The following is a 13,495-nucleotide window of genomic DNA, read 5'->3' as shown; positions in this document are numbered from 1 at the left end:
CGAGCCGAATGTGCTGCTGGACGTTTGAGTAATACCCGAGCGATTGAAAGATAACGAGGGGCCGCCCAGGCCCCCATTCACAGGGGATTGAGAAACACCAGCCCCGGACGGAAATACCTACAACACGGATAGAGCATCTATGAATCTGCATGAATATCAGGCAAAACAGCTGTTTGCCGAGTATGGCCTGCCGGTCTCCGAAGGTTATGCCTGTGCTACCCCACAAGAAGCGGCCGAAGCGGCCGACAAGATTGGCGGCAATACCTGGGTCGTCAAATGCCAGGTACACGCCGGTGGCCGCGGTAAAGCGGGCGGCGTGAAAGTGGCCAAGAGCAAGGATGAGATCCGTGCTTTTGCCCAAAACTGGCTTGGCAAAAATCTGGTGACCTACCAGACCGACGCCAACGGCCAGCCGGTTACCAAGATCCTGGTTGAATCCTGCACCGACATCGCCAAAGAGCTCTACCTGGGCGCCGTAGTTGACCGTGGTTCGCGCCGCGTGGTCTTCATGGCCTCAACCGAAGGTGGTGTGGATATCGAGAAGATCGCCCACGAAACCCCCCATCTGATCCACAAGGCGGCTATCGATCCGTTGGTGGGTCCGCAGGCTTATCAGGCCCGCGAACTGGCCTTCAAACTGGGTCTGGTCGGCGATCAGATCAAACAGTTCACCAAGATCTTCATGGGTCTGGGCCAGATGTTCCTGGATTGCGATTTCGCGCTGCTGGAGATCAACCCGCTGGTGATCACCGCGCAGGGCAACCTGCACTGTTTGGATGGCAAGATCAACATCGATGCCAACGCCCTCTATCGTCAGCCCAAGCTGCGCGAGATGCACGACCCGTCACAAGATGACCCCCGCGAAGCGCACGCCGCCCAGTGGGAGCTCAACTATGTGGCCCTCGATGGCAACATCGGCTGCATGGTCAACGGCGCGGGTCTGGCCATGGGCACCATGGACATCGTCAACCTGCACGGCGGCAAGCCGGCCAACTTCCTTGACGTCGGCGGCGGCGCCACCAAGGAGCGCGTAACCGAGGCGTTCAAGATCATCCTCTCCGACAGCAACGTCAAAGCGGTGCTGGTCAACATCTTTGGCGGTATCGTGCGCTGCGACATGATCGCGGAAGGCATTATCGGTGCGGTCAAGGAAGTGGGGGTCAAGGTGCCCGTCGTGGTCCGTCTGGAAGGCAACAACGCCGAGCTGGGTGGTATCAAGCTGGCCGAGAGCGGCCTCAACATCATTGCGGCCAAGAGTCTGACCGATGCCGCGCAGCAAGTCGTCCAAGCAGCGGAGGCCAACTGATGAGCGTACTGATCAACAAGGACACCCGAGTCATCTGCCAGGGCTTTACCGGCGGTCAGGGTACTTTCCACTCCGAGCAGGCGCTCTCCTACGGCACCCAGCTGGTGGGCGGCGTCTCCCCGGGCAAGGGCGGCACCACCCATCTGGGCCTGCCGGTGTTCAACACCGTCCGTGACGCAGTCGAAGCGACCGGCGCTACTGCCTCCGTTATCTATGTTCCAGCTCCGTTCTGCAAGGATGCCATCCTGGAAGCGATCGACGCGGGCATCAAGCTCATCGTCACCATCACCGAAGGCATCCCGACGCTGGATATGCTGGACGTCAAAGTGAAGCTGCAAGAGACCGGCGTACGGATGATCGGCCCCAACTGCCCGGGCGTGATCACCCCGGGTGAATGCAAGATCGGCATCATGCCGGGCCACATCCACAAGCCGGGCAAGGTGGGCATCGTCTCCCGCTCCGGCACCCTGACCTACGAAGCGGTCAAGCAGACCACTGACGAGGGCTTTGGCCAGTCCACCTGTGTCGGTATCGGTGGCGACCCCATCCCGGGCTCCAACTTTATCGACATTCTGGAGATGTTCCAGAACGATCCGCAGACCGAAGCGATCGTGATGATCGGCGAGATCGGCGGCAACGCCGAGGAAGACGCGGCCGCCTATATCAAGGCCCACGTCACCAAGCCGGTAGTATCTTATATCGCCGGAGTTACTGCGCCTCCCGGCAAGCGGATGGGCCACGCTGGCGCCATCATCTCCGGTGGCAAGGGTACTGCCGCCGAGAAGTTTGCCGCGCTGGAAGATGCTGGCGTGAAAACCGTCCGTTCCCTGGCCGATATCGGCAAGGCCCTGCGCGAAGTAACCGGCTGGTAAGTTAGCCTGTTATCTCAGATAGCAAAATGCCGCCCTTTGGGGCGGCATTTTTATTTCTAATGATTTGACATCATAATTCATTATCGAGAATCTAATAATATTTTGTATCTTGTCACAGAGGATATATGGAAATTTCATTGCTTGCGGATCATCCGCATGATGTATCGACGATAGTTGGCTGGTATTTCGATGAGTGGGCCTCTCAGGTGCCCGGCGTTACGAAAGAGATGGTACGTAAAAGGGTTGAAGTCAAAGCCTTGAATAGAAATATCCCTTTTAGCCTGGTCGCGCATGACGATAGCGAACTGGTTGGAACATTGGAACTGAAAATCCAGGAAAATAAAAACTACCCTGAATATGAATTCTGGGTTGGTGGTATCTATGTTCCAGCGCCGCACCGCAGAAAAGGCATCGCCAAAAAAATGATTAATGTCGCCAAGGATATGGCCGTTTCCCGCGGTGTTGCGACACTCTACTTGCAGTGCGCAACACATAACGTTGACTTCTATCGTCAGCAAGGCTTCAACGCAATACATAAATCAACCCACGGTCACTGGGAAACGACCATCATGGTATGGCACGCGGTTGTATAAACATGGTTGAAAAGGTAGGTCGCTGGATGGGTGACATTTGGCCTACCTGATTGAGAGAGTTTGCCGTGATTGGTTATTCGTATTGAATGGTTATTAGGCTACAAGAAGCCTGCGCTTGATAGCGTATTGTTCGAGTCGATATTGTGATTCACCACGGAAGTTTCCCTGTTTCCAAGCAAATAAAATCCCGTAAATTAACATCATCACGTTCGATCATGTCAACCATCTCGTATGTTGGACTAAAAAGGTAGGTTGGTGCTGAACGAAGTGAAGCCCAACGTTTACCGTGAAATATGTCTGTAAATCTGTTTTATGGTTCAGCCACATCCTTGTTTATCCCGTTCTGGTTGGCATAATCATGCTCGCCTGTTGGGCTTCGCTACGCTCTGCGCCAACCTACAACTCACGCTATATCAATCCTGCCGCTGCTGGGGCCCATCAGCTGATCATGCTTGGTGATAATGTCCCTCAGAATTCACCTGTAAAAATGCCGACCCTCGGGTCGGCACTTTCAAGAAATAGGATGTGGGGCGAACATAATGGGAAATGGTTGCCCTCTATCGCCGAGCTATTTATCCGCCTTGCCCGCTGCATCGGCAAGTTTGGCCAGCTGTTTGTCATACCAGGCCACCGGGCGGTTTTCATCTTCCGCCCGCTCCTTGCGCCGTATGGCGTTGCGCACCGCCATGGCGCCCAGCCAGCGGAATGGCTCTGGCGGAAAGTAGCCGCGCGGGCCGCTTACCAGCGAGCATTCACGCCACGGTTTGTCCTCCTCCCGCACCTCGTCTCTCACTAGGGCCGCCAGGATCTGGCCGCCGATCCAGCTCTGGGCCACCCCGTTGCCGGAGTAGCCGAGGCCATAGACGATATTGGGCTGCCCTCGCCAGTGGCCGAAGAAGGGGAGGCCATCTACCGAGCGGTCGGAGGCGCCGCACCAGCTGGCGGCGATGGGCACCTCTTTAAGTGCCGGAAAGAAGCGGTGCAGGGTGCGGGTGAGGGGGGCAAGATAGCGGCTGGGCGCATCGAACTCTGCTAGATGGCGGTTGGCAAAGGCGAAGGTGTTGCCCCCCTTGCCCAGCATCAGCCGCCCTTGCGGGGTGGAGCGGTAGTAATGCACAAAGGTGCGGCCATCCACCACGGAGCGGCCGTGCTCAAGCTGCTGGGCAGCCAGTGCATCCGGCGCGGGATCGGTTATCACCATATCGGAGGAGACCAGCACGATACTGCGGCGAAACTCGCGAAAGTGCTGCACCATGGCGCTGTTGAGGGCCAGCACCACCTTGCTGGCACGCACCTCACCCCGCGGTGTCTGTACCCGTGCAGGCTGACCCGCCTCAAGGCGCTGCATGGGGGAGTGCTCATAGACCTCGACCCCCAGTTCCCGCGCCACCCGCAGCAGGCCGCGCACCAGCAGTGCCGGTTGCACCGAACCCGCGTGGGGGCTGTAGAGCCCCTCCAGATGAACGTGGGAGCCGCTCTGGCTCGCCAGTTTATCCTCTTCAATCACTTGCCACTGGTTAAGGTCTGCGCGTTTGAGTTCCTGCAATACCGGCTCCATCAGGCCGCGCTGGGCATCGCTGGTGGCGGTGTAGCAGGTGCCCTCGACCCTCAGCTCTGCTTCTATGCTGTACGTTTCGCAGAAGCGGGCGATCTCGTGCACCGCCTGCTCGGATCTTTGTACCAGCCAGGCGGCCTGCTGCTCGCCAAACAGGCGCTTTAACGTCAGGTATTTGGCCGACCAGGTGAGCAGGCAGCCGCCGTTGCGCCCGGAGGCACCGCTGCCGCAGCGATCTTTCTCCAGCACTATGACGTGCAGGTGGGGCTCGGCCTGTTTAAGGGCGATGGCGCTCCACAGCCCGGTAAAGCCGCCACCGACGATGCAGACATCGGCCTCGTGGTGGCCGACTAGGGGCGTGGGCGGTGCGGGTTGTTCGGCGGCGAGCGCTTCGGCCAGCCAGAAGGGGAGAGTGGACATGATGACTCCTCGATAAGGTTATTGGTGGCGCCAGCGCTGGGTGCGATCCAGCAGGGCGCGGCTCAAAAAGAGCTGGAGCAGCTTGACGGTGGCGGCGGCCAGCAGGATCAGGGTGGCCATGGCGGCAGCCGCGGCGGTATCGCCGGAATCCTCCATGTTGAGCACGGCGATGGAGGCGAGCACGCTGTCGCTCGAATAGAGGAAGATCACCGCCGAGGTGGTAGTCATGGCGTTGACGAACAGATAGATAAAGATCTCCAGCAGCGCGGGCAGGGAGGCGGGCAGGGTGACTCGCCAGAACGCCTTCCAGAGCGGAATGCGCAATGAGATGGCCACCAGCTCCAGCTCCTTGGGCAACTGCTTGAGGCTGGTCAGCGCCGTCATATGACCCACCGTGTAGTAGTGGATGACGCAGGAGAGCGCCATCAGCGGCAGAGTGCCATAGAGGCTGCCAAAGAGCGGATTGCCGTTGAAAAAGAAGATATAGCCCAGTCCCAGCACCATGCCGGGCACCGCCAGCGACAGCATGGCAAGCAGATGCAACAACTGGCGCAGCGGCGCAAAGTGGCGCCCCTTCTCCTGCGCCCAGGCCAGCACCATCACCAGCACGGTGCCGATAAGCGCGGTATAGAGGCCCAGCTGCAAGGTGTTGGTAAAGGGCTGCCAGCCATAGACGCTGTTGCTGTCAAAGGCATAGTGATCCAGCGTCAGAGCGAGGTTGTAGGGCCAGAACTGTACCAGCGAGCCGTAAACCGCCATCCCCACCAGCGCCAGAAACAGCAGGGCCCAGAGCGTGCACCAGCCGAGCGCCAGCAGATCCCGCAGCCGATGGGGTTTGGGTTGATAGGGCACCGCCTTGGTGCTGCTCTGCTCCTGCATCTTGCTGCGCACTCTGTGCTCCAGGGCAAAGCTCAAGAGCGCCGGCAGCAGCAGGGTGACGCTGGCAACGGCGCCCAGCGAGAAGTTCTGCATCCCGATCACCTGTCGATAGATGTCGGTGGCCAGCACGCTGTACTGGCCGCCAATCACCTTGGCCACCCCGAAGTCGCAGATGGTGAGGGTGAAGACGGCGATGGCGGCGCTGAGCAGGCCATAACGGGCGGTGGGCAGGGTGACGGTGACAAAGGTGCGCCAGCCGCTGCTGCCCAGCACCCGGGAGGCTTCATAGAGGCGGGCGTCGCTCTGCCCTAGCGCCGTGATAAGGATCATCAGGGCGTGGGGAAAGCACCAGAAGCCCAGACCAATGACAATGCCGATGGGGCCGTAGATGCTCTCGCCGCCGAGCAGCCCCTTGGCGATCCCCTGATTGCCAAACCAGTAGACCAGACTGATGGCGGGCAGCAGGGAGGGCATCAACAGCGGGATCAAACCGATGAGGCGAAACAGGGGCTTGCCCGGCATGCAGGTGCGGGTGAGGGCATAGGCGTAGCCAAAGGCGATGGTCACCACCAGCGCGGTGATCAGCACCCCGAGCCAGAGGGTATTGCCGATGGTGCGCCCCAGATGAGGGGAGTCGAAGTAGGCGCTGAAGTTGGCAAGCCCCACCCAGAGGCCGTTCTCATCCTGCAGACTCTTTTGCAGCATGGTGAGCAGCGGCAGCAAGAGGCCCCCCACCAGCAGGGCGATACCGAGCGCAAGCAGGATCAGTTGCAGCAGCTGATCCCGGCTCCAGCCGCGACAGAGCCGCTGCCAGCGGGCGTCTTGCCGGGCTGTCGCTGGCGGCAGCAGAGAGGAGGTTGCGAAGGGGGCTGTCATGGGCGCTCTCCTTCAAACAGCTGCATCGCTCCGGCGGGCCAGTGCAGCGAGCAGCGCATGCCGCTGCGCCAGCCCCCCTGTTCGTGGCGGGGCAGCTCGTGGGTCGGGCGTTCCACCAGGATCTGCTGCGGGCCCAGATAGGTGTCGGCGGTGCAGATCAGGCGCTGAGCGGCGCCGAGAAACTCCACCTGATCGATGGTTGCTTCAATGCCATGTTGCCCAAGATACGGCTCGCTCGGCGCACTCAGGGTGATCGCCTCGGGGCGGATTGCCACCTGCAATTTGCTGCCGGCCGCGGCCCGGTTGGCAAGTGTCAGCGGTTGTTCGTTTAGGCGCACCTGAGTGGGGCTGAGCACCAGGGTGTCGAGGAAGTTCATGGTGCCGACAAAGCTTGCCACGAAACGGCTGGCAGGCTGGTGGTAGATCTCCTGCGGGGTGCCCACCTGTACGATGCGGCCGCCTTCCATCACCACGATGCGATCGGCCATGGTCAGCGCCTCTTCCTGATCGTGGGTCACCATGATGGTGGTGATGCCAAGGCGCTGCTGCAGGGCGCGGATCTCGCTACGAAGATGGGTGCGTACCAGTGCATCCAGCGCGCTGAGCGGCTCGTCCAGCAGCAGCAGGCCGGGGGAGAGGGCCAAGGCCCGGGCCAGCGCCACCCGCTGCTGCTGGCCGCCGGAGATCTGGCTCGGGTATTTGTGGGACTGGGCAGTGAGATCCACCAGCCCCAGCCAGTGGTCCACCCGCTCCTTGATGAGATCCCGCGCCAGCCCCTGATTCTCAAGGCCGAAGGCGATGTTCTGGGCCACCGTCAGGTTGGGGAAGAGAGCATAGGACTGAAACACGATGCCAAAATCGCGCTCCTGGGGCGGCAGGCGGGAGATATTGCGCCCCCCTTGCCAGATCTCGCCGCTGTCCGGCAGATCCAGTCCGGCGATGGCTCTGAGCAGGGTGGTCTTGCCGCAGCCGGAGGGGCCGAGAAAGCAGATAAACTCCCCCGGCTCAATGGTCAGAGAGATCCCCTTGAGGGCCTGAAAAGCACCGAACTGCTTGTTGAGATGTTGAATGTCCAGATAGGGCTGGGTCATGGTTCGACTCGCTACTGATTTGGTATATACCAGTTTGCGGGTGAAGTGTGACGGTCAGGTGATCGGGGGATGACAGCTTGATGACAGTCAAATGACATCGGGTCACCAGCAAGTGGCTGGGCACTGTGCGAATGGACTAAGCATCGCTAATTGAAGGCAATGCAAACTCGGGAAGTTAAAACCAAAAAGTGAAGGCCAACACCTGTTGGCCTTCGACTGGCAGTTTATTGGCAGCGGTGTGTCTGGCGTGAACAAACCGCCGCCCTTCACGCTTACTGTTTGGCTTCGGTCTTGCCGTCGAAGCTGGCGCTCCACTGGGCCAGGATGGCGTTACGCTCGCGGGCTGCCCAGCTAAAGTCGTTGTCGATCATCTGGCCTTTGATATCCGCCGGATAGCCCGCTCTCGGTTGGGCTACATCGGGGATGGCGACCACGGCGAACGACTTGTTGTAGAGGGCGTTGGCCTGTTCGGTGGCGGCAAAGTCGAGCAGCTGTTTGGCGGCTTCCAGCTTGGGGGTGCCCTTGATGATGGCGGCGGCCTCCATATCCCAGCCCGACCCCTCTTTAGGGAACACCACCTCAATGGGGGCTCCCTTGGCCTTGAGGCTGGTAGCCGGGAAGTCGAAGGAGATACCGATCACCGTTTCACCGCTGGCGGCCAGCTTGCAGGGGGCGGAGCCCGAGTGGGTGTAACGGTCGATGTTCTGGTGCAAGCCGTTCATAAATTGCCAGCCCTGCTGCTCGCCCATGGTCTGCAGCCAGCCAGCAACGCTCAGGTAACCGGTGCCGGAGGAGCTGGGGTTGGGCATGATCACCTTGCCCTTGTAGATGGGCTTGGTGAGGTCGGCCCAGCTGGTGGGGGCCGGGATCCCCTGTTTCTCGGCCTCTACCTTGTTGAAGCAGATGGCGCTGAAGAAGGCGTCCAGACCGATCCAGTGCGGCTCGGCCTTGTTGTCGCGAAAGCGGCTGTCGAGCTTGTCCAGTCCTTTCGGTGCATAGGCATTGAGCATCTGCTGCTGATCGAGCTGCATCAGGCTGGTGGCGGCCAGTCCCCACACCACATCCGCTTTGGGCTGGGCTTTTTCTGCCAGCAAGCGGGCGGTGACCACGCCGGTGGAGTCACGCACCCACTTGATGTTGATATCCGGATGCTGGCGTTCGAACGCGGTTTTCAGCTCGTTGAGCTGCTCCGGTTCGAAGGCGGTGTAGACGGTGAGATCGGTCGCGGCCAGTGCCGGGGCGGTCATGGCAGCCAGTACGGCGGCGGCCAGCAGATGGGTTCCCTGTTTCATCCTCTTCTCCAGTTACATTGGTTTGGTATAAACCAGATTGGTCGAGAGAGAGGCTAGGGGATCTTTATGACGTGACCGTGACAGCCCCGTGACGTTTTGCCGTTCCTGATTTATCCGTGACTAATCCTGGGTATCCACCTCGATCTCCAGACTGTCGTGGCGCCAGTATTCCAGATCGAAGTCGAGCACCCGGCCGTGCTGATCGAAGTTGAGCCGCTCGAGGCGCAGGGCGGGTAGGCCGGCGGTGGCCCCCAGTGCCTTGGCCACCTCGTCCGGCAGGGCGGTGGGGAAAAAGCGCACCTGCATGCGGGCGTAGTGGAGATCGTAATGGGCCTGGTAGATCTCGGTCAGACTGCCGTTGAGATCCAGCGCCAGCAGGCCGGGCACCCGCTCAGGCAGGCAGTGGTTCTCGCAGTAGCAGATGGCACGCCCGTTGGCGTAGCGCAGTCGCTTGAGCAAAAAGAGGCTGTCAAACGGCTTGAGCTGCAACTGCGCCATCAACGCGGGCGGCACCGCCTGGCGGCTTTTCTCCAGCAGTTCGGTGCGCGGCTCACCCCCTTGCTCCCGCACTATCTGGTGAAAGTTGGAGGTGCGTCTGGGGTTCAAGCGAAAGCGTGGCGGTGTGACGAACCAGCCGCGGCGATCCTCCCGATAGATAAGGCCGTTCGCCTCCAGCTGCACCAGTGCCTCGCGGATGGTAACCCGGGTGGTGCCATAGAGTTCCCCCAGCAACCGCTCGGAGGGGAGCTTGTCGTTGGGGGCCAGACCCCCCGCCAGGATCTGGTTGGCGAGGGCATCCTTGATCTGCAGATATTGGGGTTTGCTCATGAAAATCCCTGGTTTTGCAATAAGTTGTGCAATGAGTTGGGCAATAGGCCGGGCACAGGGCAGGTCATCTGCCCGGTCGGTACACGGCAACATCAACATGCGCTGGTAGATACCAGCATCGCCCCTGCTGTTCAGGCTTCCTAGATTATCGCGATCCCGGCGCTGAAAATGAATTTTTTGTTGCACGTAGCGCCACCCCTTTGACCTTGGCGGGGCAGTTACCCACAATGCGCTCATTCTGGTATATACCAAAAGGAGCGAAGTCATGACCCATATTCCTGCGGCCCCTGCCGCCGTCGATTACCTGCTGCTGACCCCAGGCCCCCTCTCGACCACCGCGACTGTACGCGCCGCCATGCTGCAAGACAGCTGCACCTGGGATGCGGACTACAACCAGGGTGTGGTGGAGCCCATCCGCCGCGAGCTGGTGCGCCTCGCCACTGGCCCTGAATATGAAAGTGACTACAGCGCCGTGCTGCTGCAAGGGAGCGGCAGCTATGTGGTGGAGAGCGTGCTGGGCTCGGCGATAGGTGTCGATGAGTGTCTGCTGATCATCAACAACGGCGCCTACGGTGCCCGCATGGGGGAGATGGCCCGCTGCCTTGGCCTGCGTCACCACGAGCTCGACTGCGGCGAGACAACCCGCCCGGAACCCGCCGCCATTGAGGCGATGCTGGCGCGTCACCCCGAGATCACCCACTTGGCTATGGTGCACTGCGAGACCACCACCGGCATGCTCAATCCGCTCGATGAGGTGGCTGCGCTCTGCCTGCGCCGCGGCATCCGCCTGATCGTTGATGCCATGAGCAGCTTTGGCGGCATCCCCATCGACATGGGCCGCCTTGGCATCGAGTTTCTGATCAGTTCCGCCAATAAGTGCATTCAAGGGGTGCCTGGCTTTGGCTTTGTCATCGCCCGCCGCGTGGCGTTGGCGGCCTGCGCCGGTCGTGCCCGCTCGGTCTCCCTTGACCTGCACGCCCAGTGGCAGACCATGGAGCAGCAGGGGGGCAAGTGGCGCTTTACCTCCCCCACCCATACCGTGCTCGCCTTTGCCCAGGCCCTGCGCGAGCTGGACGAGGAGGGGGGCATTGAAGCCCGTCATCAGCGCTACAGCGAAAACCAGCGCACCCTGGTGGCGGGGATGGCTAAGCTGGGCTTTGCGCCGCTGCTGCCCGAGCAGTGGCAGTCTCCCATCATCACCGCCTTCTACTCTCCGACCCACCCGGACTACCGCTTCGCTGACTTCTACCAGCGGCTCAAGGCGCAGGGCTTTGTCATCTATCCGGGCAAAGTCTCGCAAGCCGATTGCTTCCGTATCGGCAATATCGGCGACGTGACCCCTGAGCGGGTGCGCGATCTGCTCGCCGCCATGGCCAGCGCCTGCTACTGGCAAGGGGACGCGCGATGACCAACATGCTGGCTCAGGGTCGTGATCTGCGTGGCCGCGATTTGCATGACCATAAGCTGCACGGCAGTGGCCGCTCCGATAGCGAAGGGAATATCAACCTCGGCGAGGGGCGGGCGCGTTGGTGGGCTGACCAGAGCGAAGATGTACAGGCGGGATTGGCGGAAGACAGCCGCTACTTTCTCCATCAGGCCCTCTCCACCCCCTGTCTGGATTTGATCGAGGGGGCGCAGGGGAGCTGGTTGACCAGCGTATCGGGCAAGCGTTACCTCGATTTTCACGGCAACAGCGTCCATCAGCTGGGCCACGGCCACCCCAGGGTGGTGGCCGCGGTGCAGCAGCAACTCGCCGATCTGCCGTTTGCACCCCGCCGCTACACCCATCAGGTTGCCATCGACTGTGCCCGCACCCTGGCCGAGCTGGCCCCCGGCGATCTCAACCGGGTGCTGTTCGCCCCCGGCGGCAGCGAGGTGGTGGGGATTGCCCTGAAGCTTGCCCGTTTCATCACCGGCAACAGCAAGGTGGTGTCCCTGTGGGATGCCTTTCACGGCGCCTCTCTCGATGCCATCTCGGTCGGCGGTGAAGCCTGTTTTCGCGCTGGCATGGGCCCGCTGATGGCCGGAGTGGAGCGCATCCCGCCGCCCACCCGTTATCGCGGCGTCTGGTATCGCGGGGAGGGGGATGACCTGCACTACGCCGATTATCTGGAGTACGTCATCGAGAAGGAGGGAGGAATAGGCGCCTTTATCGCCGAGCCCATCCGTAACACCGACGTACAGGTGCCCTCGAAAGCCTACTGGCAGCGGGTGCGGGAGATCTGCGATCGCCACAAGGTGTTGCTGATCGTCGACGAGATCCCCAATGCCCTGGGGCGCACTGGCCACTGGTTCAGCTTTGAAGAGTTTGGCATCGAGCCCGACATTATCTGCTTGGGCAAGGGGTTGGGGGGCGGGGTGGTACCGTTTGCGGCTCTCATTACCCGCGACCGTTTCAATCAGGCTGCGGCCATCTCGCTCGGTCACTACACCCACGAGAAGAGCCCTATCGGCTGCGCGGCGGCCCTCGCGACCATCGCTACCATCCGCGAAGAGGGGTTGCTTGCAAAAGCGCAGGAGGATGGCGGTTTTATGGCGGCCGAGCTCGGCAAGTTGGCTAAGCGTCACCCGCTGATCGGGCAGGTGCGCGGTATCGGTATGCTCTGGGCGCTCGATCTGGTGGTCGATCATCAGAGTCGCACCCGCAATAGCCAGGCCGCCGAGCGGCTGCTCTACCGCTGTCTGGAGCTGGGGCTCAGCTTCAAGGTCTCCCAGGGCAACGTTATCCAGCTCTCGCCATCGCTCAATATCGCCCGCGCCGATCTGGTGCGCGCCATTTCCATTCTCGATCGCGCATTGGGCGAGATCGCACTTTCACAGAAACAGGAACATCACCATGACTGACTTGCAGACTGCCATCGACCCGACCACCGACGTAGAGGCGCTGATCCTCGACTGGGCCGGTACCGTCGTCGATTTCGGCTCCTTCGCCCCCACCTCCATCTTCGTAGAGGCCTTCGCCCGCGCCTATGACTTCACCGTGACCCTGGACGAAGCGCGCCAGCCCATGGGGCTGGGCAAGTGGGATCATATCGCCGTGCTGGGCCGTCTGCCCTCGGTGGATGCGCGCTGGCAGGCCCGCTTTGGCCACCCCATGAGCCATGCCGAGGTGGACCACATTTATCACACCTTTATGCCGCTGCAGATTGCCGCGGTGACCCGCTTTGCAGACCCGATCCCCGGTGTGCTGCCGGTGCTGGACGCGCTGCGGGTGCAGGGGATGAAAATCGGCTCCTGCTCCGGTTACCCCCGTCCGGTGATGGAGGCGTTGGTACCTGCTGCGGCCGATCACGGCTATCGCCCGGATCACTGGGTCGCCACCGACGATCTCAAGGCAGGCGGTCGCCCCGGCCCCTGGATGGCGCTGGCCAACGTGATTGAGCTGGGAGTAAGCGCGGTGCATCGCTGCATCAAGGTGGATGACGCCGTGCCGGGTATCAGCGAAGGGCTTAACGCGGGCATGTGGACGGTGGGATTGTCGGTTTCCGGCAACGAGTTTGGCGCCACTTGGGACGAGTTTGCCGCCATGAGCGAGGCGGAGATCGCCGCCCGGCGCGCACCGGCCGAGGCCAAACTGCGGGCGGCGGGGGCGCACTACGTGATTGATACCCTTGCCGACATCGCCCCGGTGATTGCCGATATCAACCGCCGTCTGGCCGCTGGCGAGCGACCATAGGCCATTGGCGTGGTCTAACAAAAGCGCTTGGCTGGCTTTAGATACAACACGCCCCCATCCGGGGGCGTGTTGCATTTACAGGGGGAAGTTGTGCGCAGTCAGCGGAT

General features: G+C 61.2%; 11 protein-coding genes. 6 read left to right on the top strand and 5 right to left on the bottom strand.

Annotation, left to right across the window (positions count from 1 at the left end; all coding sequences use genetic code 11):
- Positions 1-139 precede the first annotated feature (139 nt).
- The 3 genes from sucC (at position 140) to AB5Y92_RS09085 (ending at position 2,771) form a co-directional block, all read left to right on the top strand.
- Positions 140-1,306, top strand: a complete 1,167-nt coding sequence (gene sucC / locus AB5Y92_RS09095) for an ADP-forming succinate--CoA ligase subunit beta (RefSeq protein WP_368226551.1) — start codon at positions 140-142, stop codon at positions 1,304-1,306.
- Complete coding sequence (sucD, locus tag AB5Y92_RS09090) at positions 1,306-2,178, top strand: succinate--CoA ligase subunit alpha (protein WP_005333542.1); 873 nt, start codon at positions 1,306-1,308, stop codon at positions 2,176-2,178. The genes sucC and sucD overlap by 1 nt, the downstream gene beginning before the upstream one ends.
- A gap of 125 nt (positions 2,179-2,303) precedes the next feature.
- Positions 2,304-2,771 (top strand): GNAT family N-acetyltransferase, encoded by a 468-nt coding sequence (locus tag AB5Y92_RS09085; protein WP_368226549.1) that lies wholly within the window; start codon positions 2,304-2,306, stop codon positions 2,769-2,771.
- A gap of 568 nt (positions 2,772-3,339) precedes the next feature.
- On the opposite strand, the gene AB5Y92_RS09080 is transcribed toward AB5Y92_RS09085, so the two are convergent.
- From AB5Y92_RS09080 to phnR, 5 genes are all read right to left on the bottom strand, one after another.
- Positions 3,340-4,746 (bottom strand): FAD-dependent oxidoreductase, encoded by a 1,407-nt coding sequence (locus AB5Y92_RS09080; RefSeq protein ID WP_368226548.1) that lies wholly within the window; start codon positions 4,744-4,746, stop codon positions 3,340-3,342.
- Between the two features lie 18 nt (positions 4,747-4,764).
- Positions 4,765-6,501, bottom strand: coding sequence for a putative 2-aminoethylphosphonate ABC transporter permease subunit (locus AB5Y92_RS09075; RefSeq protein WP_368226546.1), 1,737 nt, complete (start codon positions 6,499-6,501; stop codon positions 4,765-4,767).
- Complete coding sequence (locus AB5Y92_RS09070) at positions 6,498-7,592, bottom strand: putative 2-aminoethylphosphonate ABC transporter ATP-binding protein (RefSeq protein WP_324029888.1); 1,095 nt, start codon at positions 7,590-7,592, stop codon at positions 6,498-6,500. Before AB5Y92_RS09070 ends, AB5Y92_RS09075 begins: the two co-directional genes overlap by 4 nt.
- 272 nt (positions 7,593-7,864) lie before the next feature.
- Entirely contained in the window at positions 7,865-8,884 is a 1,020-nt protein-coding gene (locus AB5Y92_RS09065) for a putative 2-aminoethylphosphonate ABC transporter substrate-binding protein (RefSeq protein WP_139399297.1), read from the bottom strand.
- A gap of 120 nt (positions 8,885-9,004) precedes the next feature.
- Positions 9,005-9,712: a phosphonate utilization transcriptional regulator PhnR gene (gene phnR / locus AB5Y92_RS09060; protein WP_021231304.1), complete on the bottom strand. Its 708-nt coding sequence runs from the start codon at positions 9,710-9,712 to the stop codon at positions 9,005-9,007.
- Positions 9,713-9,977: 265 nt separating this feature from the next.
- Between phnR and phnW the strand changes: the two genes are divergently transcribed.
- From phnW to phnX, 3 genes are read left to right on the top strand one after another with little or no spacing between them, the layout of a single operon-like run.
- Positions 9,978-11,120, top strand: a complete 1,143-nt coding sequence (gene phnW / locus AB5Y92_RS09055) for a 2-aminoethylphosphonate--pyruvate transaminase (RefSeq protein WP_368226544.1) — start codon at positions 9,978-9,980, stop codon at positions 11,118-11,120.
- Positions 11,117-12,556, top strand: a complete 1,440-nt coding sequence (locus tag AB5Y92_RS09050; protein ID WP_368226542.1) for an aspartate aminotransferase family protein — start codon at positions 11,117-11,119, stop codon at positions 12,554-12,556. The genes phnW and AB5Y92_RS09050 overlap by 4 nt, the downstream gene beginning before the upstream one ends.
- Positions 12,549-13,388, top strand: a complete 840-nt coding sequence (phnX, locus tag AB5Y92_RS09045; protein ID WP_368226540.1) for a phosphonoacetaldehyde hydrolase — start codon at positions 12,549-12,551, stop codon at positions 13,386-13,388. Before AB5Y92_RS09050 ends, phnX begins: the two co-directional genes overlap by 8 nt.
- The last annotated feature ends 107 nt before the right edge of the window (positions 13,389-13,495 follow it).

It is taken from the genome of Aeromonas sp. R1-1 (assembly GCF_040908495.1).
Classification (GTDB): domain Bacteria; phylum Pseudomonadota; class Gammaproteobacteria; order Enterobacterales; family Aeromonadaceae; genus Aeromonas; species Aeromonas veronii.
The sequence above is the reverse complement of the archived record's forward strand: the minus strand, read 5'-3'. Positions and strand labels throughout refer to the sequence as shown.

Bases quoted from the DNA above. Each gene is read 5' to 3' on its own strand.
- sucC (WP_368226551.1), top strand. From the start codon at position 140: ATGAATCTGCATGAATATCAGGCAAAACAGCTGTTTGCCGAGTATGGC.
- sucD (WP_005333542.1), top strand. From the start codon at position 1,306: ATGAGCGTACTGATCAACAAGGACACCCGAGTCATCTGCCAGGGCTTT.
- AB5Y92_RS09085 (WP_368226549.1), top strand. From the start codon at position 2,304: ATGGAAATTTCATTGCTTGCGGATCATCCGCATGATGTATCGACGATA.
- AB5Y92_RS09080 (WP_368226548.1), bottom strand. From the start codon at position 4,746: ATGTCCACTCTCCCCTTCTGGCTGGCCGAAGCGCTCGCCGCCGAACAA.
- AB5Y92_RS09075 (WP_368226546.1), bottom strand. From the start codon at position 6,501: ATGACAGCCCCCTTCGCAACCTCCTCTCTGCTGCCGCCAGCGACAGCC.
- AB5Y92_RS09070 (WP_324029888.1), bottom strand. From the start codon at position 7,592: ATGACCCAGCCCTATCTGGACATTCAACATCTCAACAAGCAGTTCGGT.
- AB5Y92_RS09065 (WP_139399297.1), bottom strand. From the start codon at position 8,884: ATGAAACAGGGAACCCATCTGCTGGCCGCCGCCGTACTGGCTGCCATG.
- phnR (WP_021231304.1), bottom strand. From the start codon at position 9,712: ATGAGCAAACCCCAATATCTGCAGATCAAGGATGCCCTCGCCAACCAG.
- phnW (WP_368226544.1), top strand. From the start codon at position 9,978: ATGACCCATATTCCTGCGGCCCCTGCCGCCGTCGATTACCTGCTGCTG.
- AB5Y92_RS09050 (WP_368226542.1), top strand. From the start codon at position 11,117: ATGACCAACATGCTGGCTCAGGGTCGTGATCTGCGTGGCCGCGATTTG.
- phnX (WP_368226540.1), top strand. From the start codon at position 12,549: ATGACTGACTTGCAGACTGCCATCGACCCGACCACCGACGTAGAGGCG.